The 20,707-nt window shown below is 37.3% G+C and carries 21 protein-coding genes, 2 tRNA genes, 2 other RNA genes, 1 pseudogene and 1 riboswitch; of the genes and pseudogenes, 23 read left to right on the top strand and 3 right to left on the bottom strand.

Translation table 11 applies throughout. From position 1 onward, the window contains the following. Positions 1-23 precede the first annotated feature (23 nt). Positions 24-440 (bottom strand): DUF1284 domain-containing protein, encoded by a 417-nt coding sequence (locus J7E67_RS28935; protein WP_214715053.1) that lies wholly within the window; start codon positions 438-440, stop codon positions 24-26. 177 nt (positions 441-617) lie between these two features. Beyond that, positions 618-726, top strand: a riboswitch (TPP riboswitch). Positions 727-802: 76 nt separating this feature from the next. On the opposite strand from J7E67_RS28935, the gene J7E67_RS28930 reads away from it, so the two are divergent. From J7E67_RS28930 to ffs, 11 genes are all read left to right on the top strand, one after another. Beyond that, a complete protein-coding gene (locus tag J7E67_RS28930; RefSeq protein WP_214715055.1) occupies positions 803-1,483 on the top strand; it encodes a thiamine phosphate synthase in 681 nt (226 codons plus the stop codon). After that, positions 1,458-2,597 (top strand): glycine oxidase ThiO, encoded by a 1,140-nt coding sequence (thiO, locus tag J7E67_RS28925; RefSeq protein WP_251027079.1) that lies wholly within the window; start codon positions 1,458-1,460, stop codon positions 2,595-2,597. Before J7E67_RS28930 ends, thiO begins: the two co-directional genes overlap by 26 nt. A gap of 10 nt (positions 2,598-2,607) precedes the next feature. Further along, positions 2,608-2,811: a sulfur carrier protein ThiS gene (gene thiS / locus J7E67_RS28920; protein ID WP_214733336.1), complete on the top strand. Its 204-nt coding sequence runs from the start codon at positions 2,608-2,610 to the stop codon at positions 2,809-2,811. 1 nt (position 2,812) lies between these two features. Further along, the gene (locus J7E67_RS28915) at positions 2,813-3,580 is read left to right on the top strand and encodes a thiazole synthase (protein ID WP_214733335.1); all 768 of its coding nucleotides are present in this window, start codon (positions 2,813-2,815) and stop codon (positions 3,578-3,580) included. Beyond that, positions 3,577-4,593 (top strand): thiazole biosynthesis adenylyltransferase ThiF, encoded by a 1,017-nt coding sequence (locus tag J7E67_RS28910; RefSeq protein ID WP_214733334.1) that lies wholly within the window; start codon positions 3,577-3,579, stop codon positions 4,591-4,593. The genes J7E67_RS28915 and J7E67_RS28910 overlap by 4 nt, the downstream gene beginning before the upstream one ends. A gap of 85 nt (positions 4,594-4,678) precedes the next feature. Next, positions 4,679-5,521: an aldo/keto reductase gene (locus J7E67_RS28905; protein ID WP_214733333.1), complete on the top strand. Its 843-nt coding sequence runs from the start codon at positions 4,679-4,681 to the stop codon at positions 5,519-5,521. Between the two features lie 389 nt (positions 5,522-5,910). Further along, positions 5,911-6,648, top strand: a complete 738-nt coding sequence (locus tag J7E67_RS28900) for a YwaF family protein (protein WP_214733332.1) — start codon at positions 5,911-5,913, stop codon at positions 6,646-6,648. 598 nt (positions 6,649-7,246) lie between these two features. Further along, positions 7,247-7,337 (top strand) — tRNA-Ser (locus J7E67_RS28895). A gap of 9 nt (positions 7,338-7,346) precedes the next feature. Next, positions 7,347-7,709, top strand: a transfer-messenger RNA (tmRNA) gene (gene ssrA / locus J7E67_RS28890). Positions 7,710-7,783: 74 nt separating this feature from the next. Continuing rightward, positions 7,784-7,855, top strand: a tRNA-Asn gene (locus J7E67_RS28885). Next, an RNA gene (gene ffs / locus J7E67_RS28880) (signal recognition particle sRNA small type) lies at positions 7,855-7,940 on the top strand. The genes J7E67_RS28885 and ffs overlap by 1 nt, the downstream gene beginning before the upstream one ends. 124 nt (positions 7,941-8,064) lie before the next feature. Here the strand turns inward: ffs and J7E67_RS31700 are convergent. Beyond that, positions 8,065-8,169 (bottom strand): annotated as a pseudogene (locus J7E67_RS31700) (DUF5808 domain-containing protein); the annotation flags it as partial. Positions 8,170-8,276: 107 nt separating this feature from the next. Here J7E67_RS31700 and J7E67_RS28875 point away from each other — a divergent pair. Further along, entirely contained in the window at positions 8,277-9,041 is a 765-nt protein-coding gene (locus J7E67_RS28875; RefSeq protein WP_214733331.1) for a sulfite exporter TauE/SafE family protein, read from the top strand. Positions 9,042-9,318: 277 nt separating this feature from the next. Here J7E67_RS28875 and J7E67_RS28870 read toward each other — a convergent pair whose 3' ends face one another. Beyond that, positions 9,319-9,795 (bottom strand): hypothetical protein, encoded by a 477-nt coding sequence (locus J7E67_RS28870; protein WP_214733330.1) that lies wholly within the window; start codon positions 9,793-9,795, stop codon positions 9,319-9,321. 153 nt (positions 9,796-9,948) lie between these two features. Here J7E67_RS28870 and J7E67_RS28865 point away from each other — a divergent pair, with 153 nt between their 5' ends. The 11 genes from J7E67_RS28865 (at position 9,949) to J7E67_RS28810 (ending at position 20,533) form a co-directional block, all read left to right on the top strand. Further along, positions 9,949-10,107, top strand: a complete 159-nt coding sequence (locus tag J7E67_RS28865) for a hypothetical protein (protein ID WP_214715073.1) — start codon at positions 9,949-9,951, stop codon at positions 10,105-10,107. A gap of 297 nt (positions 10,108-10,404) precedes the next feature. Beyond that, positions 10,405-10,794, top strand: a complete 390-nt coding sequence (locus J7E67_RS32485; protein ID WP_374102972.1) for an LGFP repeat-containing protein — start codon at positions 10,405-10,407, stop codon at positions 10,792-10,794. Positions 10,795-11,416: 622 nt separating this feature from the next. Beyond that, entirely contained in the window at positions 11,417-12,079 is a 663-nt protein-coding gene (locus J7E67_RS28850; protein ID WP_214715077.1) for a nitroreductase family protein, read from the top strand. Positions 12,080-12,418: 339 nt separating this feature from the next. Continuing rightward, positions 12,419-13,003 carry a nucleotidyltransferase family protein gene (locus tag J7E67_RS28845; RefSeq protein WP_214715080.1) on the top strand — a complete coding sequence of 195 codons (585 nt, stop codon included), beginning with the start codon at positions 12,419-12,421 and terminating at the stop codon, positions 13,001-13,003. Positions 13,004-13,250: 247 nt separating this feature from the next. Further along, positions 13,251-13,733 (top strand): DUF2975 domain-containing protein, encoded by a 483-nt coding sequence (locus tag J7E67_RS28840; protein ID WP_214733329.1) that lies wholly within the window; start codon positions 13,251-13,253, stop codon positions 13,731-13,733. 114 nt (positions 13,734-13,847) lie between these two features. Beyond that, on the top strand, positions 13,848-14,327 hold the full coding sequence (locus J7E67_RS28835) for a DUF2975 domain-containing protein (protein WP_214733328.1): 480 nt from the start codon (positions 13,848-13,850) through the stop codon (positions 14,325-14,327). Between the two features lie 10 nt (positions 14,328-14,337). Then, the gene (locus tag J7E67_RS28830) at positions 14,338-14,553 is read left to right on the top strand and encodes a helix-turn-helix domain-containing protein (protein ID WP_214715086.1); all 216 of its coding nucleotides are present in this window, start codon (positions 14,338-14,340) and stop codon (positions 14,551-14,553) included. Between the two features lie 1,001 nt (positions 14,554-15,554). Continuing rightward, complete coding sequence (gene ppsA / locus J7E67_RS28825; protein ID WP_214733327.1) at positions 15,555-18,167, top strand: phosphoenolpyruvate synthase; 2,613 nt, start codon at positions 15,555-15,557, stop codon at positions 18,165-18,167. Positions 18,168-18,412: 245 nt separating this feature from the next. Continuing rightward, positions 18,413-18,739: a YnfA family protein gene (locus tag J7E67_RS28820; RefSeq protein WP_214733345.1), complete on the top strand. Its 327-nt coding sequence runs from the start codon at positions 18,413-18,415 to the stop codon at positions 18,737-18,739. Positions 18,740-19,011: 272 nt separating this feature from the next. After that, positions 19,012-19,635 carry a class I SAM-dependent methyltransferase gene (locus J7E67_RS28815; RefSeq protein ID WP_214715089.1) on the top strand — a complete coding sequence of 208 codons (624 nt, stop codon included), beginning with the start codon at positions 19,012-19,014 and terminating at the stop codon, positions 19,633-19,635. Positions 19,636-19,852: 217 nt separating this feature from the next. Then, on the top strand, positions 19,853-20,533 hold the full coding sequence (locus J7E67_RS28810) for a hypothetical protein (protein WP_214715090.1): 681 nt from the start codon (positions 19,853-19,855) through the stop codon (positions 20,531-20,533). Positions 20,534-20,707 lie beyond the last annotated feature (174 nt).

Below are 20,707 nucleotides of genomic sequence, written 5' to 3'. Positions count from 1 at the left end.
TGTGGGCATTGAATAGATGAAGCTTATTGAATTTTTCTTAAGCCCTTCCCATCATGAATCTCTCGAATACCTTCCTCGCAAACCCCGTAAGAACGCCAAGAACAAGTTTCACAGACAACTTGAATATCGGCGGGGATGACATGTTCTAGGATACGGGACTCAATATCCTCCCATCTAAGAATTTGTCCGATTTTAAGGTTCATTTTGTCTAAAATAACGGCATCTCTTTCATAGATCTGGTCGTCTTGGCAATGGTATTCACCTGAATTAGGGAACTTTTCACACAACTGATCTGGCCCCTTTACAAGCAGAATCAACGTTTTTGGGTTGTTTCTCAAGGTTTGATGCAAAACCGTCATATTTTCCACGTATTCTTGGGAATAGCCCATTCCCCGATAGCCTAGAAGGCAAAAAAGATGATGTCCTCGAAGCTTATACATTATTCTCCCCCAGTTTGTTTACTCCCTTTTGATTTTAAAAGTAAACTATAATTGTTATTTGGTTAACATCTATAGGGTTTATTCTACCATAAATAAGAAAAACATTTGACATTTCTACCTGAAGTGTTAACATTATCCATGCAGGGAAATCATTACATGACAATTAAATAAATGACGCAAATCCGCTAGAGGTGCCTTTTTAAAGGGCTGAGATTGAAGTACTACTTCGGGACTCTATGAACCTGATCTGGGTAATACCAGCGTAGGGAAGTGGGAAACGGGATATTTGAAGAACGTATGTTTTATTTCGAATTTTCGACCACTTTCTTACCTTAAGAAAGTGGTTTTTTGTTTTTCACTTTATGCCTTCGATCTTCGGAATCTGCTTAAAAGGGGGGACGGGTATTTCAACTAGTGTAAAAGATAAAGAGTTACATATAATCTCCAATGGGAAAATGCCGATCGAACGTTTACGTGAAATTGTAAGCGAAATTCATCCATATATAACAGCGATTCATTTGCGGGAAAAACAAAAAACAGCACAGGAACTTTTCCAAGCCGTCCACTTGTTAACAAACGAAAACATCCCACTATCAAAGATTATCATTAATGATCGAGTCGATGTTGCCTGCGTTACAAGGGCTAAAGGAGTTCAATTAGCCTTCCATAGTTTAGATGCAGCGATTGTGAAAGAAAATTTTCCTCAGCTTTTGCTCGGGAACTCCATCCACTCCTACGAGGAAGGACAAAAAGCAAAAGAAAATGGTGCTGATTACGTGCTATATGGCCATGTCTTTCCTTCGCAATCAAAACCGGGTAAGACCCCAAAAGGACTAGAGGAATTAGCAAGGCTCTCCCAATTAGACATCCCAGTTATTGCGATTGGCGGGATCACACCTGAAAATACGGGGCAGGTACTTCAAGCAGGATCAAAAGGAATCGCAGTCATGTCAGGAGTTTTAGATGCTCCCGATCCATTAGCAGCAGTTAAGGCTTACCTAAATGTATTATATGGAGATGAACAAAGTGGAAAATTCATTTGATGTGGCCATTATCGGAGGAGGAATTATCGGGTCCTCGATTGCCTATCAGCTTGCAAAAAGGGGAAGAAAAGTCGTCGTGATTGAGAAGGGACGAGTGGCTTGCCAAGCGTCCAGTGCGGCTGCCGGAATGCTGGCAGCACAAGCAGAGCTGGAACAAGACGGTCCCTTATTCCAGCTGGCTTTAAAAAGTCAAGCGATGTTTTCAACGCTCTCAAGTGAGTTATTTGAATATACAGGAATTGATATTGAGTATGTGAATAAAGGCATGGTGAAAATTGCCGAAACAGAAGAAATAGCGCTCGAGGTAAAAAAACAGGTCACCTTCCAAAAAAAATGGGATCCAACCATTACCTGGCTCGATGCAATGGAAGTACGTGTGCTGGAACCATCTCTTTCACCAAGTGTAGCAGGAGGGATGTATCTCCCTCATGATGGTCATGTACAACCAGCAAAGTTAACACAAGCCTTTGCAAAAGCCGCGGAACATTTTGGTGCCAAAATATGTGAAGAGACGGAGGTTCTGTCTTTTGTCTATGAAAACGGTCAGGTTAAAGGGGTAAACACCAGCAACGGTGTCATCCATTGTGAACAGGTGGTTGTTGCCACGGGAGCTTGGGCGGCGAAATTAATGCAAGAATCAGGAATCGATATTCCTGTGTATCCAGTTAAAGGAGAATGCTTTTCGATTAGAACAGAAAAGCCGATCATTAACTCGACCATTTTCTCCGACAAACGTTGTTATTTAGTACCCAAACAAAATGGGGAAATTTATATAGGTGCGACTGTGATTGAAAATACCTTTGATACCAAGGTAACTCCTGAAGGGATTGCTACATTGATAGAAAGAGCGACTCAATTAGTTCCACAGATTAAGGAGGCAGCATGGGAGCGAGTATGGGCTGGAGTCAGACCGCAGACAGGCGATGGAATCCCTTATATGGGCGAACATCCAAGCTGGCGTGGGTTGTACGTGGCAGCAGGCCATTTTCGAAATGGAATTTTATTAAGCCCGATTACAGGGGAACTAGTTGCGGACCTAGTGTCAGGTAGCTTACTAGATCAGGAACTACTCTCTGCTTTTCACCTAGAACGGCACAAAGAAACGGTTAGTTAGGAGGTATACCATGAAGGTAGTAGTAAATGGCGAGTGGATCCAATTACCAGACCATGTCGTATTTGTTTCAGATGTTCTCAAACATTTTGACATCCATGATAAGGTCGTTGTTGTGGAAGTAAACGGTGAAATATTAACTAGGTTAGAGCACCAAAGTACTAGATTATCAGATAAAGATCGAATCGAAATAGTCCATTTTGTAGGAGGCGGTTGACATGTTAAAAATAGGTTCATTATCCTTTCAATCTCGTTTGTTACTTGGTACCGGAAAGTATCCAAGCTTTGAAATCCAAAAGGCAGCAGTGGAAGTGTCGAAAGCAGAAATCCTCACGTTTGCGGTGAGACGAATGAATATCTTTGAACCAAGCCAGCCGAATTTTTTAGAACAGCTTGACACTCAAAAATATAAGCTTCTGCCTAATACTGCTGGAGCAAAAACAGCAGCAGAGGCGGTCCGGATCGCAAAACTAGCGAAAGCTTCAGGACTATGCGATATGATTAAAGTGGAAGTGATTGGCTGTGATCACACCTTGCTTCCTGACCCGATTGAAACCCTTAAAGCAACGGAAGAATTAGTGAAGGAAGGATTTATTGTCCTCCCCTATACATCCGATGACGTGGTTTTAGCTCGAAAGCTCCAAGAAGTGGGCTGTCATGCGGTCATGCCAGGGGCATCACCCATTGGATCCGGTCAAGGGATCATCAATCCTGTTAACCTAGGCTTTATTATCGAGCAAGCGGTCGTACCTGTGATTGTGGATGCTGGTATTGGCTCCCCAGCTGATGCAGCATTGGCGATGGAATTAGGAGCTGATGGGGTGTTATTAAATACGGCTGTGTCAGCAGCAAACGATCCTGTCAAAATGGCCCTAGCCATGAGTTTAGCGATCGAAGCTGGACGATTAGGCTTTGAAGCCGGTCGAATCGAGAAAAAGAGATATGCGATAGCCAGCAGTCCCAAGGAAGGAATGAGTATCGGGTGAATCGCTACTCACGACAAGAACTATTTTCACCGATTGGGAAAGACGGGCAGCAGCTAATTTCCACGAAACATGTACTCATCATCGGAATGGGAGCACTCGGTTCAGGAAGTGCCGAAGCACTTGTCCGTGCTGGAGTAGGGAAACTAACCATTGTGGATCGTGATTATGTCGAATGGTCGAATTTACAGCGACAGCAGCTCTATGCTGAAGAAGATGCCAAAAACCGAATTCCCAAAGTCATCGCAGCCAAAAACCGCTTAACAGCGATTAACTCTTCGGTGCTGATTGAAGCAATCATTGGTGAGGCCTCCGTCACCGAGCTACTTAACTGGGCTCAAAATGTGGATCTGATGATTGATGCAACCGATAATTTCGAAACAAGAATGATCATGAATGATGTAGCACAAAAGGTGGGCATCCCTTGGATTTACGGGGCATGTGTGGGAAGCTATGGAATATCCTACACGATTATTCCTGAAAAAACACCGTGCCTTGCTTGTTTACTTGAAACCGTTCCGCTAGGCGGATTAACCTGTGACACAGCTGGAATTATAAGTCCAGCTGTGAACATGGTCGTTGCGTATCAAATAAGTGAAGCCTTGAAGATTTTGATCGGGGATGCGGATTCGCTGCGGAACAAACTCGTGTCATTTGACTTGTGGAAAAATCAACATAGTACGATCCAGGTAGATAAATTGAAAAAAGAAGATTGTCCAACCTGTGGGAAAGAACGATCCTTCCCCTATTTAGCTTTTGAAAATCAAACCAAGACAGCTGTCCTCTGTGGAAGAGATTCTGTTCAGATACGTCCTGCGCTTCCCGCCTTGCGTGACTTAGTGGCATTAGAAAAATTATTGGTAAATCAAGGGGGAACAGTACAGCGAAATCCGTATCTATTATCTTATTCAGTGGATCCGCACAGATTAGTCATTTTTAAAGACGGAAGGGTGTTAGTCCACGGAACCAAGGATATTTCCGAAGCAAAGGCACTATACCATCGATACTTAGGGTAATAACAACCGCTGGCGATGAAGTCTTTCCATGAAATGTTACCAAAATTATGCTAAGCTTAATTATTATGGAAAGGAGAGATTAGTGATGGATAAATCAATTCCAGAAATTACACTTAATGATGGGCTAACTTTGCCAGTGATCGGTTTGGGTACATATAAGCTAAGAGGGAATGATGGTGTTCATTCCATCTTAAGCGCAATTGATATGGGATATAGACTAATAGATTCTGCTTATAATTATGAAAATGAAGGCACGGTTGGTGAGGCTGTTAGACGCAGTTCTGTTGCAAGAGAAAAATTAAAGATTACATCGAAACTGCCAGGTCGCTATCAAACCTATGGCAGGGCGGTTGCGACCATTCAAGAATCGTTATTTCGGGCAAATCTAGATTATTATGATTTATATCTCATTCATTGGCCAAATCCGAAACAGGACATATACGTGGAAGCTTGGGAAGCATTAATTGATGCTAAAAAATGGGGGCTTATTCGTTCGATCGGTGTCTGTAATTTCTTACCTGAACATATAGAGCGTTTAGAAAAAGAAACAGGTGTGAAACCTAGCCTTAACCAAATCGAATTACACCCATTATTCAATCAAGCACCACAAAGAAAATGGCATGAAGAAAATAACATTACAACGGAATCCTGGAGCCCAATAGCTCGAGCAAATGAAGTATTACAAAATGATACCATTCAACAGATTGCCGATCATCATAACAAGTCTATTTCACAAATTGTTTTACGTTGGCACTATCAACTTGGGGCCATTGCTATTCCTAAATCATCATCTCCTGCAAGGCAGCTTGAAAATATATCTATTTTTGACTTCTCCTTAGATGAAATAGAAATGAGTATCATATCAGGATTAACTCGCCCTTATGGCAGAATAAACAACCAAGATCCTGCAGTATACGAAGAATTTTAAAGCATTTAATAAATAAAACAGACAAAACACTCCACTAAAAATATAAGTGAAGTGTTTTATTTTTTAGAGAGTCCTGTAGCGCATTAACAAATTGTTTAGTTTTTAAAAGGGTGTAGTTTTTAGGACACCCTTTTCTGTGAATAATCAATAGTATTTAACCTAAGAGGTGAATTGCGTGGGAGAATTATTGTTTACAACATTTTAATACTAGCTGCGTTCAGTGTAATGAGGAATTTTGAGAATTAGTACAAGAAATTAAAAATATATATAAAGGAAATGGATATAAAGTAAAACCGAGGTTAAAAAGCTGTAGCGGCAATAAGCAGCTTATATGAAAAGAATTAGATTTAGCTCTCCGCCTTATATGCACAGTGAGAGGTGATGAAATCATGTTTTCTGTTACAGAAATGCGGAATTTCACGTTGTTTTCTATTCCCCATATTGTTACGTTAATTCTTTTCTTTATTACATGTTGCGCTTTAGTTTATTACAAAAAGAAACTTAAACCATACCAACCAATTATGAAATGGATACTATTCGGTATTTTGCTTGTTTGTGAGATATCACAGCATTTGTGGTTAATATTAACAAATAAATGGGAAGTCGATGATCTTCCATTACAGCTTTGTTCAATTAGTACCTTTTTAGCACTGTTCTTATACTTGAAAAACAATCAAAAAGCGTTTAATTTGTTATTTTTTATCGGTACCCTACCTCCTATTTTAAGTATGATTACTCCTGGTATTGTCAACCAATTTCCTCATTTTCGATTCATAAGATATTTCCTTCAACATTCAGCTATTCCATTGTCCGTATTGTATTTTATCCATTTTGAAGGTTACAGGATTCCTAGGAAAGGGGTTTTATTTAACTTTTTAACTGTGAACATAATCGCCGTACCTATTTTTTTCTTGAATCAAAAGCTTGGAACGAATTTTTTCTTCTTAGCGAACCCTTCAGAAACAAAAACAATATTATCATTTTTAGGCAGTGGGATTATGTATTATATAAATCTTGAGATCGCCGCATTGTTGTTATTTATCATTACGTACATTTCAATGGAGATTTTACAAAAAATAGAAAATAAGAGCATTAATGTTGAAAAGAAAATAGGTGAGAGTGAATGACTAGCGAAAAATATCCCTTCTCAGTCTAAAGAATCATCACAGATTTCTAGACTTGGAGGGGATTTTTTTGTTGTCTGGAAAAAAGGAAGGATAAGATACAAGTTGCCCCAGAAGGCTAATGGCATAAAAAATATGTAAAAAACCGAAAAACTGGGAAATCTATTTAGAATGGTTAACCTTCAGTGTGGTAGTGACATGACAGCAAAAGAGCTGAAGAAAGGATCTTCAGCTCTTAATCATTTTTTACATAAAAAACACATGAAGGAGTTTAGCAGAAAAGTTTATGACTCATATGTATTATGGGGTTGCCGTATCTATTCTTCTGTAAACATCCAACTTACGTCATATTTTATATTACACTCGAACGTTTGTTCTTTGTACGAGAAATAGTATTAAACTATAATTAATGGGTACTTTAATGTGGAAATCAAATTAACACGAAATCATCAATCAGTATCAATTATAAATTAACCATAAAGTTTTAATGATATAAATAGGCCTTTTGAACTACCGAATTTTACAGCTATCATCCATTTGGCAGACATGATATATTTCTCTTGTAAGTTCTTAACGGAACTAACGCGTAACCTTATATTACAGAGAAGTACTCAAGTGGCTGAAGAGGCGCCCCTGCTAAGGGTGTAGGTCGGGTAACCGGCGCGAGGGTTCAAATCCCTTCTTCTCTGCCATTATATTATGGGAATGTCTTGGTATCGACAGGGATAGTTTGAGCTTAAATGGCGAGTCGAGGGAATCGTCCTCGTAAAAACGATAAAGCCTAATAACTGGCAAACAAAACAACAACTTCGCTTTCGCTGCCTAATAACAGACGATAGCGGTTCCTCCCTCCATCGTCCATGTGGTAGGGTAAGGGACTCATCATAAGTGGACTACGCCGAATTCCACCGTCTGAGGATGAAGGAAGAGACTAACCAGACTAGCTGCTTCAACGCTTGTCAGTAGGCTAACGAAGTAAGTGAAATCAATTCTACTGACTACACTCGTAGAAGTATAAGTGCCAATATCTTTGCACACGGGTTCAACTCCCGTCATTTCCACTAAAACCAACCAACAAACAAACATCTTGAATTAGATTCATTATCCGATGATCATGTAAATAGGAAGTTAGAATTGTTCCGCAGTAGCTCAGTGGTAGAGCTATCGGCTGTTAACCGATCGGTCGTAGGTTCGAGTCCTACCTGCGGAGTTATAGTCCAACAAGGACACTAGGAAACGGGTCAGGGCGGGAACGCAGCAGCCATAACTAGTGAAATTGTGTGGGCTATTACATAGGATAAAACAAAATCGCTAAAAGTCACCTCCAATAAACGGATGTGACTTTTTATATTTCTAAGAAATTTATCCCTATAAAAAACGAAACACAATGATTGTTACTAATGGTACTAAGACGATGATCTAAACGATAGAGTTGCCAAAATTAAGGGTCCAGCCAACGCCGAATCTTTTTTCAACAAAGATGGATGGATCATTTCTATTGAAATAAAATATGCTTTTGAAATAACCGGTAACAAACTCACAGAATCTAATAAATATTTAGTTATTTACAAGATTCATATAAATGTATATAATCCCTATATAAATACTTGGAATTGATAGGGCGTGAGCATATGAGTATAGGGATTACATTGATGGGTTTACTTGTAGGTTTTTTGGTAGGGTTAACTGGTGTAGGAGGAGCAGCACTGCTAACCCCCGTATTAATTCTAATAGGAGTTAATCCTTCAATTGCTGTTGGTACAGACCTTGTATATAACTCAATTACGAAATTCTTCGGACTTTTTCAACATTGGAGACAAAAAACAGTCAATTTACAGATGGTTAAGTTATTAGCGATAGGAAGTATTCCTAGTGCGGTGGTTGCGATTGGTTCCCTTCATTATTTTGAAGCTTATTTCCATAATCAAGAACAGATTATTAGGCATTCCCTCGGATACGTACTGATATTTGTTTCACTAGCGATCATTATCAAAACTTTTGTGGAGAAAAAATTAAGACCGAATCGTTGGCAATTAAAACCATTGAAAGAAAAGAAGATGCTAACGATATTAATTGGCTGCATTTTTGGATTCATTGTCGGGCTCACATCATTAGGTTCAGGGTCATTATTCGCTGTGGCAATGATTTATCTGTATCAAATGAAGACATCAGAGATGGTTGGTACTGATATAACTCATGCGTTTCTTTTGGTAACCGTTGCAGGATTACTTCATATTGGTTATGGAAATGTTAACTATATGCTAGTTGGTAATTTACTTATTGGCTCCATTCCAGGAGTATTGATCGGTAGCAGCATTTCTGCTAAGGTCCCAACAAGACCGCTGCGAACGGTTGTTGCTGTATTGATCTTTGTAAGTGGACTAAAGCTAATCTAGGATTTGCGAAGATAAACCTCAAATGAAATTTATAATTGAAAGTCAGCATAATTATATGTTGGCTTTTTTTATCTTCAGGTCATTGTGTGGGCTATTACATAGGACGAAACAATTTTCCAAAATAGCTTTGGACATGAATTATCTGACAAACCAAGGACGATCCATTTTTGTGGATGGTGCCTGACACTAACAATCTTGCTATCACATCCAATTATCGGATGTGACTTTTTATATTTCTAGGATTTGAAAAGGAGGTGGGGATACAATTTTTATCTGATTACTTGTTATAAAGCTTTTTTGTATGATAACTAATATTATTTATGTATTGAAAACTATAAAGAAGTAATGCCCTTAATAAGTGTATTGTTAGATATTGGAATTTGGTTAATCCATCTATGGAAGCAATTTTATAACGTTTTAAAAATTTTAATCCTCCTAGATAATTGAAACAAATGTGGAGAATTATATTAGAAATTAGATACAATGGGAATTTACCAAAAGTTAATTTTAACATCCAAAGACTTGCAACAAGATAGGGACCAAAATTAAAAAAGTTTGCACTATTCAAAGGTGGTATCCCTTCATAAATTCTCCACCATTTTTTCTTTTCACCGAAAAAGTCTAAAGCTTTTGTGAATGTACACATAAATATTCCAGCTGGAAGGTATTTTTTTAATGAATTTCGACCTAAAAACGGTACTGTTAGCCAAGGTAGAATTAGCAATGCTATATAAAATAATTTTGAGTTTTTCATTATACCACCTCCAAAGATTATGATATGTACTTATTTAACAATTTAACCAAGGTACTTATATATAACTGTTATTTTTTAGCAAAACACAAAGGGAAGGTAGTAATTCCCAGCTTTAACTATAAAGGCGGTCACCCTATCAAATTATCAAGAGAAGTGAAACAGAAAATTCTTGAAACCATTCCAGAAAGTAATTTACGTGTGGTCCTGGGCGGTTACGAAAAAAAATACATTAATGTAGATGATCCGGGAGTATTAATGGATGTAGATACACTGGAGGATTTCCAAAAAGCCATTGATTATTATAAAGGATGATATATTTCGATACAGAATCTAGATTTTGATGAGTTTATGTAATGATGGTTAAAAGAGAATAAAGTTGCGATGGTAATCGATATTAAATTTAAATCCATGGTTATTATTAATGAGATTGTTATTAGAGATTGTTACTTAATCATTTATAAATGATCTCTACAGAGTGAAATCGAGGCTAAATATCAAGAACTTTTAAGAAGGGGGTTTAAGGGGACTCCTATTACACCTGAGAGCACTGTTCCAGACGGTATCGGACATTATAGGCATTATCGCGATCCGAATGGTTGAGAATGGTCTATTTATTGGTACCCGGATACTAGGGCTAAAGAGGTTCATGGCCCTATTCGGGATAAGTGGGTCAGTCTTGGCCGTGAAGGTTTTGGCTATCCAATCACGGATGAATTTGTTACAAAGGATGGAACCGGAAGGTTCAACTATTTTAAAGCTGTACAGGAACCGGGGAAGCTCGTAAAGGCAATCTTCTGGTCATTGAGAACGGGTGCCCATCCTGTATCTGGACCAATATTGACCAAGTGGGCAGAATTTGGCTTTGAAAGCACGCTTGGTTTTCCTATCGAAGACGAAAAAGATCGGCCTGGTGGAGGGCGAATTCAACGGTTTCAAAAAGGCATAATTACTTGGACTCCCCAGACAGGTGCATCTGTTGAGGAGATGACAACCTCATGAAGGTTTCCTATTTAACCGAATACGATTTAAGTAAGCTTCAGTACTTACAGCAAAATGGATAATTGGAAAAATAAGATGGATGGTGCCTAACACAAATAAAACCACTAATTCATTACAAAATAAAAGCGAATGGTACTCTCCATTTATTTGGAGAGTACCATTCGCTTTTATTAGATGGTAAATGGATTGCTTAAATGCTTTAATTTTTTGATAGAGCGATAGTTATAGATTTTTTTTTGCAACCGGGCGCGTTTATGGAGTAACGAAAAAGCCTAATTTCTCAATTTTAATGCTGAGAAATTGGGCTATTTATTTAAGAATTTCCTTAACGTTGTAAATCCGCATTTTCCTGACGCTCCCCCCTTAAGTAGTGGATATCGTCTTTTTTCCTCCCAAATTAAAGGGTATTAGCAGTGTTAATGGTTAAAGTTACTATTATATTATTTTTGACAATTTAGTTCAATTTGAGTAAGGTAACTTAGTAAGTTGCAAACAATAGTGGATGAAGTATCTTTTATCACATTTTTCATGATAGGGTTAAAAACTCTTACTATATATGAATTTTCCTTAAAATGTTCGTAGTAGAGATGAAGTAAACTATTCATTACTAGGAGGAATTATTATGTCAAACTCTCAAACTATAGATAGGCTCGAACAGCAAATGTTCTTAGATGTTATCCGTGAACGTCGATCTGTTCGTACATTTGATCCAACAGTGCGGATCTCACGCGAAGAAATGAACGAAATGCTGGAGCTAGCAACGTTGGCTCCTTCGTCTTCGAACCTGCAACCATGGCGGTTTCTAGTCATCGATAAACTGGAGTTGAAGAAAAAGCTTTTGCCAATCGCGTTTAACCAACAACAAGTAGTCGAAGCTTCTGCCGTTATTGCTGTGCTTGGTGATGTGGAAAGCTACAAGAAAGCCGAAAAAATTTATGGGCAGGCAGTTGAAGCAGGCTTTATGCCAGCTGATACGGCTAAATCATTCATCGAACGAACAGTTGGCATGTACTCAAACTTGCCGCCTGAAGTGGCTCGCCAAATCCTATATACTGATGGAGGCCTTACCTCGATGCAGCTCATGCTTGTCGCCCGATCCAAAGGTTACGACACTGTTCCGATGGGAGGGTACGATAAAGCGAAGTTCGTAGAAGCTTTCGGAATTTCCGAACAGTTTGTGCCGGTTATGCTCATTGCTATCGGGAAAGCAACAAAACCAGGACATCCTACTACACGTCTTCCTATTGAGGATGTAGCGTTCTTTAACGAATTGCCATCGGAATGAATCTCCCCATCACTAAAAGCGAGGGGTTTCATAAAATGATAATACAAAAGAAACGAAGTATTTAAAATCAAAAATAAAAAACTTTATTCTAACCCCGTTCTTTCTTAGAACGGGGTTAGAAGTGTTGAGGAACTCCTTTTGTCTAACTTTGTGACTTCTATGAAGTAGATGGACACTAGAACCTTTCCCGTGACCATTTTCGTGAAAAAGCAAGTGAGGCTTAATCGTCTATTAAGGAATCATATAGAATAAGTATTATCAAAGAAAATTTAATTGAAAGGTGGGGTTACAAGACTAATAGAAGATTTAGATTAAACTATAGATAGAGGGGGACATAAAATGGAAGCGATCGTCTTAGCTGCTGGATATTCCAGTCGAGCGAATGCATTTAAAATGACTTTGCCATTGGGGCAAATGTCCGTGTTGGAGCAAACGATTTCTAAATTTGAAGGATTATGCAGCAGAGTCATCGTCGTAGCTGGGTTTCAAGCGGAAATCATCCAAGAGGAAATGGTAAAACTCAACAGTAAAAATGCCTATTCATTTCAGATCAAGTTTGTTCATAATGAAGACTTTAACCAAGGAATGTTTAGTTCCATTCAAAAGGGCTGTAACGAAGTAACTGCCCAAACCTTCTTTATAACTCCCGGAGATTGTCCGCTTGTAAAAAAAGAGACCGTTCAGCTATTAGCAAAACACAAAGGGAAGGTAGTAATTCCCAGCTTTAACTATAAAGGCGGTCACCCTATCAAATTATCAAGCGAAGTGAAACAGAAAATTCTCGAAACCAATCCAGAAAGCAATTTGCGGGTGATCCTGGGCGGTTACGAAAAAAAATACATGAATGTAGATGATCCGGGAGTATTAATGGATGTAGATACAATGGAGGATTTCCAAAAAGCCATTGATTATTATAAAGGATGATATATTTCGATACAGAATCTAGATTTGATACCTTTAAATGAATTAAAATTATTTTTATATTGAACAATTTATAAATTTTATAGTTTAAGTTTCTAGGCATTTCTTTGTAATAGGAATACTTTTTATCCTTGTCTAAAATTAACAATTGTTTAACAACAAAAATATTATTAAAAATAATAAAAAATTATTGAAAGACGATAAGAACTGTATTAAAATTCAATTAACAATAAATTAGAGAGGTGCTTTTATGAAAAGAGGAACAACATTATTTTTAAAGATAGCTGATATTCTTATTGGAATTCCGGTTCTTGCTTTATGCATCTTTTTGGTGCCTGAGCTAAGGAATGTTGCAGCAAAATTGCTTCCAGAGTTTGATTATATAAAATATCTCGTTTCCATTGTTTTTTATGCATCGGCGATACCTTTTTACTTTGCTTTGTATCAGGCTTTCAAACTATTACGTTATATTGACAAAAATAAAGCCTTCTCGCAAATTTCTGTAAAAGCTCTAAAGAAAATCAAACACTGTGCCATCACAATCAGTATCTTGCATGTACTAGTCTTGCCGCTCTTCTATCTCTTTGCGGAGAAAGACGACGCCCCAGGAGTCATCCTTGTCGGATTGGTTGTACCTTTTGCTTCCATGGTGATTGCAGTTTTTGCTGCTGTTCTTCAAAAGCTTTTAAAAGAAGCGATTGATATAAAATCAGACAATGATTTAACGGTATGAGGTAAAAACATAGCAATTATAATCAGTATCAAAGTGATGCTGATTAAAAGAAAAATAAAGGTAATTGATGAAAACGCTAAATAACGCATTAACATTTATCAGTGAGGTGTTTCAATGAACAGAGGGGCAACGTTTTTCCTAAAGGGAGTTATAATTCTTATTGGAATTGTGGCACTTGCTTTGTGTATATTTTGGGTGCCTGAGATAGCCAGTAGAGATGCAGAAGCGTATCCAGAGACTGCTTACTTGCAATATCCCTTTTTACTATCAGCTTATTTATTATCTATTCCATTTTTCATCGCGCTGTATAAAGCATTTAATCTATTAATTTACATTGAAAAAAACAAGGCTTTCTCTGAATTATCTGTTAGAGCTTTGAAGGTTATCAAGTGCTGTGCAATCACAATAATTGCCTTGATTGTTGCAGGAATCATATTTGTGGCTATATATATGGAAGGTGACAGAGCAGGTGTCATAGCAATGGGATTATATTCGACCTTTGCTTCAAGCGTAATCGCAACCTTTGCTGGTATCCTCCAAAGGCTTGTAAATGAAGTTGTGGAAATAAAATCTGAAAATGATTTAATAGTGTGAGGTGGAAAACTTGGCAATTATAATCAATATTGATGTGATGCTTGCTAAAAGGAAAATGAGCGTAACTGAACTTTCGGAGAGGGTTGGGATTACAATGGCGAACCTTTCCATTCTGAAAAACGGGAAAGCAAAAGCGATTCGCTTTTCAACATTAGAAGCCATATGTAAGGCTTTGGATTGTCAACCTGGAGATGTTTTAGAGTACAAAAGCGATGAAGATATTTAAAAATACTTGGAAAATACGGATTGATTATGATCTGTTTGCCGGTATGGATATTTTTTAAAGAAAGCCCCTCTAATTAACTCTAAAGGGTTCCGTTTTCGGGTGCATTCTTAATAAATGGCATAAGAAATGAAGTGTGAATTGGCACACGTCATTTTCTTTATTTATCAAGGTTATTTAACATTTTTAATGGTTTTGCCATTACAATTGACATCATTTTTTATGATGGACAACAATTATTGTACAAATAAGAAAAACTGCCAAATTAACTGTCAATGTTACTGCCGATTAAGCTGTCAATTTTAATGTTTTTTTTAATTGCTAAGCGGTTCGGGTTGATGGAACAAATGGCATTTGCTATAAAGACTATTTCCTCTATTTTTTTGAAGAGATTTGGCCTTCTTCGCTTTATGAAGACCACTTTCTCTGTTTTTCCCAAGGGATTTGGTCTTCATCGCCTTTATGAAGACCTATTTCTCTGTTTTTCCGAAGGGATTTGGTCTTCATCGCCTTTATGAAGACCACTTTCTCTGTTTTTCCGAAGGGATTTGGTCTTCATCGCCTTTATGAAGACCACTTTCTCTGTTTTTCCGAAGGGATTTGGTCTTCATCGCCTTTATGAAGACCTATTTCTCTGTTTTTCCCAAGGGATTTGGTCTTCATCGGCCTTATAAAGAAAACTCACCAATATGCGGCGAGTTTTTACGTTTTAATATACCAATTGCTATGTATAAACTTTTGTCATTTCGGCTTTAAATTTCAGAAAAGCACCTCAAAACGGAACCCTTTAAATTAACTCTGAGGGGCTTTTATGGTAAGGTCTAGCTATTTTTTTGAAAATTGAACTCTTCCTAATTTAATTATAGCAGATAAAAAATGGTCAATATAGACTTTTTATCTTATTTGCTACTGCTAAAATACAATAGAACTTTAATAGAATTTGTTGAGTGGGATAAATATATCAAAGAAACCAAAAGAAATATAATGGGTAGGAGAGATGTAGAATGAGTTCTTTGGTTCTCGGTTTTCAGGAAATGGAAAAAACACAGCTTTTGCTCGTTGGCGGAAAAGGGTTAAATTTAGGGGAATTATCAAAAATTCAAGGAATACAAGTACCAGAAGGATTTTGTGTTACAACAGTGGGATATCAAAAAGCCATTGAACAAAACGAAACGTTTCAAGCTTTGTTGGATCAACTAACAAAGCTAAAAGTAGAGGATCGAGATCAAATTGGTGAAATCAGCAGGAAGATTCGACAACTCATTATAGAAGTAGAAATTCCTTCCGATGTTGTGAAAGCAGTTGCTCACTATCTCTCCCAGTTTGGCGATGAACATGCTTATGCAGTGCGTTCTAGTGCGACTGCTGAAGATTTACCACATGCCTCTTTTGCTGGTCAACACGACACCTATTTAAATGTCATCGGAAAAGAAGCAATTTTACAGCATATCAGCAAATGCTGGGCTTCCCTATTTACGGATCGCGCGGTAATCTATCGAATGCAAAACGGATTTGACCACAGCCAAGTTTATTTATCCGTTATCGTTCAAAGGATGGTTTTCCCACAGGCTTCAGGGATTTTATTTACCGCTGATCCGATTACCTCTAACCGAAAGTTACTATCAATCGATGCCAGTTTTGGGCTTGGAGAAGCACTGGTCTCTGGCTTGGTATCTGCCGATTGTTATAAAGTACAGGAAGATAAAATCGTCGATAAGATGATAGCAACCAAAAAATTGGCTTTCTATGCACTAAAAGAAGGCGGAACAGAGACACAGCAGATCGATGCTGATCAGCAAAAGACTCAAACACTTACTGAACAACAAATATTACAACTAGCTCACATAGGAAGACAGATCGAAGCTTATTTTGGTTACCCACAAGATATCGAATGGTGTTTGGTTGATGATACATTTTATATTGTCCAGAGTCGTCCAATCACTACGCTTTTCCCCATCCCTGAAGCAAATGATCAAGACAATCACATTTATGTATCTGTTGGTCATCAACAAATGATGACCGACCCCATGAAACCATTGGGATTGTCTTTTTTCCTATTAACGACTCCTGCACCCATGCGTAAAGCTGGTGGAAGGTTGTTTGTGGATGTCACACATATGCTGGCTTCACCTGTCCGCAGAGAAATTTTATTAAATGCCATGGGACAACACGAACCGCTCATGAAAGACGCACTTATGACCGTAGTCGAGCGAGAAAATTTTATAAAATCGTTACCAGATGATGAAAAAATACAAAGTTCCAGTCAAAGCAATAATGGTAAATCTGTGGATTCTCTAACACAAATCGAAAACAATCCGACAATCGTTACTGATTTGATCAAGAGTAGTCAAGCATCGATAGAAGAGTTAAAACAAAACATCCAAACGAAATCAGGATCGGATTTATTTAATTTTATTCTAGAAGATATCCAGCAATTAAAGAAGATATTATTTAACCCACAGAGTTCGCGTGTATTTATGGCAGCTATAGATGCTTCATCATGGATCAATAAAAAAATGGAGAAGTGGTTAGGTGAAAAAAACGTAGCAGACACGCTTTCTCAATCTGTACCAAACAATATTACTTCGGAAATGGGCCTAGCATTATTGGATGTCGCAGATGTGATCCGTCCTTATCCAGAAGTAATTGATTATTTACAACATGTAAAAGATGATAACTTTTTGGATGAACTGGTTAAGTTTGAAGGTGGACAAAAAACCCGAGACGCTATAATAGCTTATCTCAACAAATACGGAATGAGATGTGCCGGAGAAATCGATATTACCAGAAGTCGTTGGAGCGAAAAACCAACTACACTTGTCCCCTTGATTCTCATTAATATCAAAAACTTTGAGCCGAATGCTAGCAATCGGAAATTTGAGCAAGGGCTGCGTGTTGCCTTGAAAAAAGAACAAGAGTTATTAGATCGATTGAAGCAATTGCCGGATGGTAAACAAAAAGCCAAAGAGACAAAACGAATGATTAGCATCATCCGGAATTTCATTGGTTATCGTGAATATCCAAAATACGGCATGATAAATCGCTACTTTGTTTATAAGCAGGCATTACTGAAAGAAGCCGAAAAACTCGTACAAGAGGGCGTTTTTCATGAAAAAGAAGATATATACTTTCTCACTTTTGAAGAACTTGGCGAAGTCGTACGCACAAATAAACTGGATTACCAGATCATCAGCAAACGAAAAGATGAGTACAAATTATATGAAAAACTAACTCCCCCACGTGTTATCACGTCTGATGGTGAAATCATTGCAGGTGAGTACAAACGAGAAAATCTCCCAGCCGAAGCTATTGTAGGTCTACCTGTTTCTTCCGGAGTTATAGAGGGAAGAGCACGTGTCATATTAAAGATGGAAGATGCTGATTTAGAAGATGGAGATATATTAGTCACCTCCTTTACTGACCCTAGCTGGACACCATTATTTGTATCCATAAAAGGTCTAGTTACCGAAGTTGGTGGACTGATGACCCATGGAGCAGTTATCGCACGTGAATATGGATTACCAGCAGTTGTCGGGGTAGAAAATGCTACCAAACTGATAAGAGACGGGCAACGAATTCGTATGCATGGAACAGAAGGGTATATCGAAATATTGTAATTGCTGAATACCTTACAGTATGAAAGGTGTTATATTGAAATTCTTCCCTTTTGTTATAGAATAATTATTTTTATGTTTTAAGGTTTTTTGTTCACTAATGGGTGCGATACTTCAAAATGAAGGTCGCCTTTTTCTTTTTCCACAGAATATATTGTGAAATGTTGTACTTAATGTAACGAAGCAGGATAATTGAATAAGAGTACGTTTTACTTTGAATATTGATTTATGGTTAGGAAGTGGTCTGAATTTTTAATGCAATTGTTTTGTTTATTCTTGCAGGATTAGCTGAAATTGGCGGAGGTTATTTAATTTGGTTGTGGTTAAGAGAAAGTAAGCCAGTTTATTGGGGAATAAGTGGAGGGATAGCATTAGCTTTATACGGTATAATAGCTACATTTCAAACCTTTCCAACATTCGGTAGAGTATACGCTGCGTATGGTGGAGTGTTTATAGTGCTATCTGTTTTATGGGGATGGGGCATAGATAAAAAAACACCTGATTTATATGATTGGGTGGGTGCAGGAATATGTTTAATTGGTGCTTCGGTAATCTTGTTTGCACCACGTCAATAAATTTCTTATTAAAGTAACAGTGCAAGAGTTGAAGATTAGCTGCCATAATGGTGGCTTTCTTATTGTACTAACGTACGCAGGTTAGTTGAAGAAGGGAATTTTCACCAAATTTAGAGTAGTTACATTAAAACCAAAAGGAGGTTTTAAAGTTTACAAAAAGATGAATACCAATTATATTTTTAAAAAGTCATTATGTCTATAATTAAAATAAACTTAACGTCAAGCAACATAGTAGCCAAACTAAAATAAAACACAAAGGAGATAGAGATATAATGGAATTCTGGGAATCAAGTTTTATAGAAAAACAAACAATGTGGGGATTTGAACCTACAGACTCCGCAATCTTAACAAAGGACTTTTTCCTTGAAAAGAATGTTAAAGATATACTAGTACCAGGTATTGGATATGGTAGAAATGCAAAGGTTTTTATTGACAATGGAATAAATGTTACAGGTATTGAGATTTCAAAAACAGCGATTGATTTGGCGAGGGAAAATGGGCTTGATATTAGTATTTTTCATGGTTCAGTAACTGACATGCCTTTTGATAACAAACTCTATGACGGTATATTTTGCTATGCACTTATTCACTTATTGAATAGTCGTGAGAGAGATAAGTTTATTAAAGAATGCTATAATCAGTTAAAGCCAAATGGATATATGATTTTTACAACTGTTTCAAAAAAAGCCCCAATGTTTGGTAAGGGCAAACAATTGGATAAAGACTATTTCGAGATAATGGAAGGCGTAAAAATGTTTTTTTATGATTCTGACTCCATAAAACAAGAATTTGGAAAATATGGACTTATAGAGTTTTCAGAAATTGACGAGCCAAGTAAGAACATGAAAAATAAACCTCCAATAAAATTTATAATTGTAAAATGTAAGAAAGAATAATAAAGATAGTATTGGTAGGAGATAGGATGTGGATATGCTAACGGCTGCTTTCCTTAAATTAAAGGAAGCCTTTTTTTATGTAACAATCGGGGCAGCATTCCTGTAATAAATGAGTGGAAAAAGAACAAGTTTGTGAATAAATCGACTTAAACTAACTGGGGCTTTACTTCAATCGGGAGTAAAGCTTTTTTCTTCTTCAACTAAAGGAGCAGGATAGTTGAAGAAGGATTTCTCCGAATTTCTCTTGAATATATTCTATATTAGTCGTAACCAAATAGAATGTGGTGGTGAAAGATTTATGTTATCTAAGATTTCAAAGGATTTACAGGATGGTGAATTTTCAGGTGATGCATATCTAAGTTTAGATGGAATAGAAATAAACGATGATGAACTAATACTAACTATTCAAGTTACTTATGAAGATGATGATGAAATATTGCAATTATGGAAAATTACCTGCATAGATTTTAAAAGCCATAAATTAAACGTCAATTACTTTGAAGAATTTGAAGTTTTAGATGAACACGTTTTTCTATGGGAGTACAATAATAACTCAGCAGATTTGTTTATTAAGGGACACTCCAATGATATTAACCAAGTAATTGGTGAACTGTTTTGTACTCATTCAAACGTTGTGAACGGTCAATTACCTCTAGAACGGTATTTAAATATCAATCATAACAATAAAGATATAGTCGGTTTATTAAAACAAGGAGAAGGGTTGTTTAGTAAAGGACCTGTAAATTTAATAAAGGTACACGATAAGGTTTTGTCAGGTCACGGCTACAAAACATCTATAATTGAATGTTCTACCAAAGAAAGTACCAAATATAAAATCTTTACTTTTGGTGAATCTTTTGTTGTTGCCAAAGATTTTCAGGTTATTAAGGTATTTTAGATAAACTAACAGAGTTTGGTGTTCTAACAAGGCATCGCCTTTCCTAATACCATTTATTTATCAAATTGTGAAGTATTGTACTTAAGCTAACTGGGTGCGATAGGAACGAGGATTGCTGCGGCGATCCTTTTTGTTATTGAGCTAACGGGGCAGTTTAGCATTCCTGTAGAGAGT

It is taken from the genome of Bacillus sp. ISL-46 (assembly GCF_018613205.1).
The sequence above is the reverse complement of the archived record's forward strand: the minus strand, read 5'-3'. Positions and strand labels throughout refer to the sequence as shown.

Bases quoted from the DNA above. Each gene is read 5' to 3' on its own strand.
- thiS (WP_214733336.1), top strand. From the start codon at position 2,608: ATGAAGGTAGTAGTAAATGGCGAGTGGATCCAATTACCAGACCATGTC.
- J7E67_RS28900 (WP_214733332.1), top strand. From the start codon at position 5,911: ATGTTTTCTGTTACAGAAATGCGGAATTTCACGTTGTTTTCTATTCCC.
- J7E67_RS28935 (WP_214715053.1), bottom strand. From the start codon at position 440: ATGTATAAGCTTCGAGGACATCATCTTTTTTGCCTTCTAGGCTATCGG.
- J7E67_RS28905 (WP_214733333.1), top strand. From the start codon at position 4,679: ATGGATAAATCAATTCCAGAAATTACACTTAATGATGGGCTAACTTTG.
- J7E67_RS28815 (WP_214715089.1), top strand. From the start codon at position 19,012: ATGGAATTCTGGGAATCAAGTTTTATAGAAAAACAAACAATGTGGGGA.
- J7E67_RS28875 (WP_214733331.1), top strand. From the start codon at position 8,277: ATGAGTATAGGGATTACATTGATGGGTTTACTTGTAGGTTTTTTGGTA.
- J7E67_RS28930 (WP_214715055.1), top strand. From the start codon at position 803: ATGCCTTCGATCTTCGGAATCTGCTTAAAAGGGGGGACGGGTATTTCA.
- J7E67_RS28915 (WP_214733335.1), top strand. From the start codon at position 2,813: ATGTTAAAAATAGGTTCATTATCCTTTCAATCTCGTTTGTTACTTGGT.
- thiO (WP_251027079.1), top strand. From the start codon at position 1,458: ATGAACAAAGTGGAAAATTCATTTGATGTGGCCATTATCGGAGGAGGA.
- J7E67_RS28835 (WP_214733328.1), top strand. From the start codon at position 13,848: ATGAACAGAGGGGCAACGTTTTTCCTAAAGGGAGTTATAATTCTTATT.
- J7E67_RS28845 (WP_214715080.1), top strand. From the start codon at position 12,419: ATGGAAGCGATCGTCTTAGCTGCTGGATATTCCAGTCGAGCGAATGCA.
- J7E67_RS28840 (WP_214733329.1), top strand. From the start codon at position 13,251: ATGAAAAGAGGAACAACATTATTTTTAAAGATAGCTGATATTCTTATT.
- J7E67_RS28870 (WP_214733330.1), bottom strand. From the start codon at position 9,795: ATGAAAAACTCAAAATTATTTTATATAGCATTGCTAATTCTACCTTGG.
- ppsA (WP_214733327.1), top strand. From the start codon at position 15,555: ATGAGTTCTTTGGTTCTCGGTTTTCAGGAAATGGAAAAAACACAGCTT.
- J7E67_RS28850 (WP_214715077.1), top strand. From the start codon at position 11,417: ATGTCAAACTCTCAAACTATAGATAGGCTCGAACAGCAAATGTTCTTA.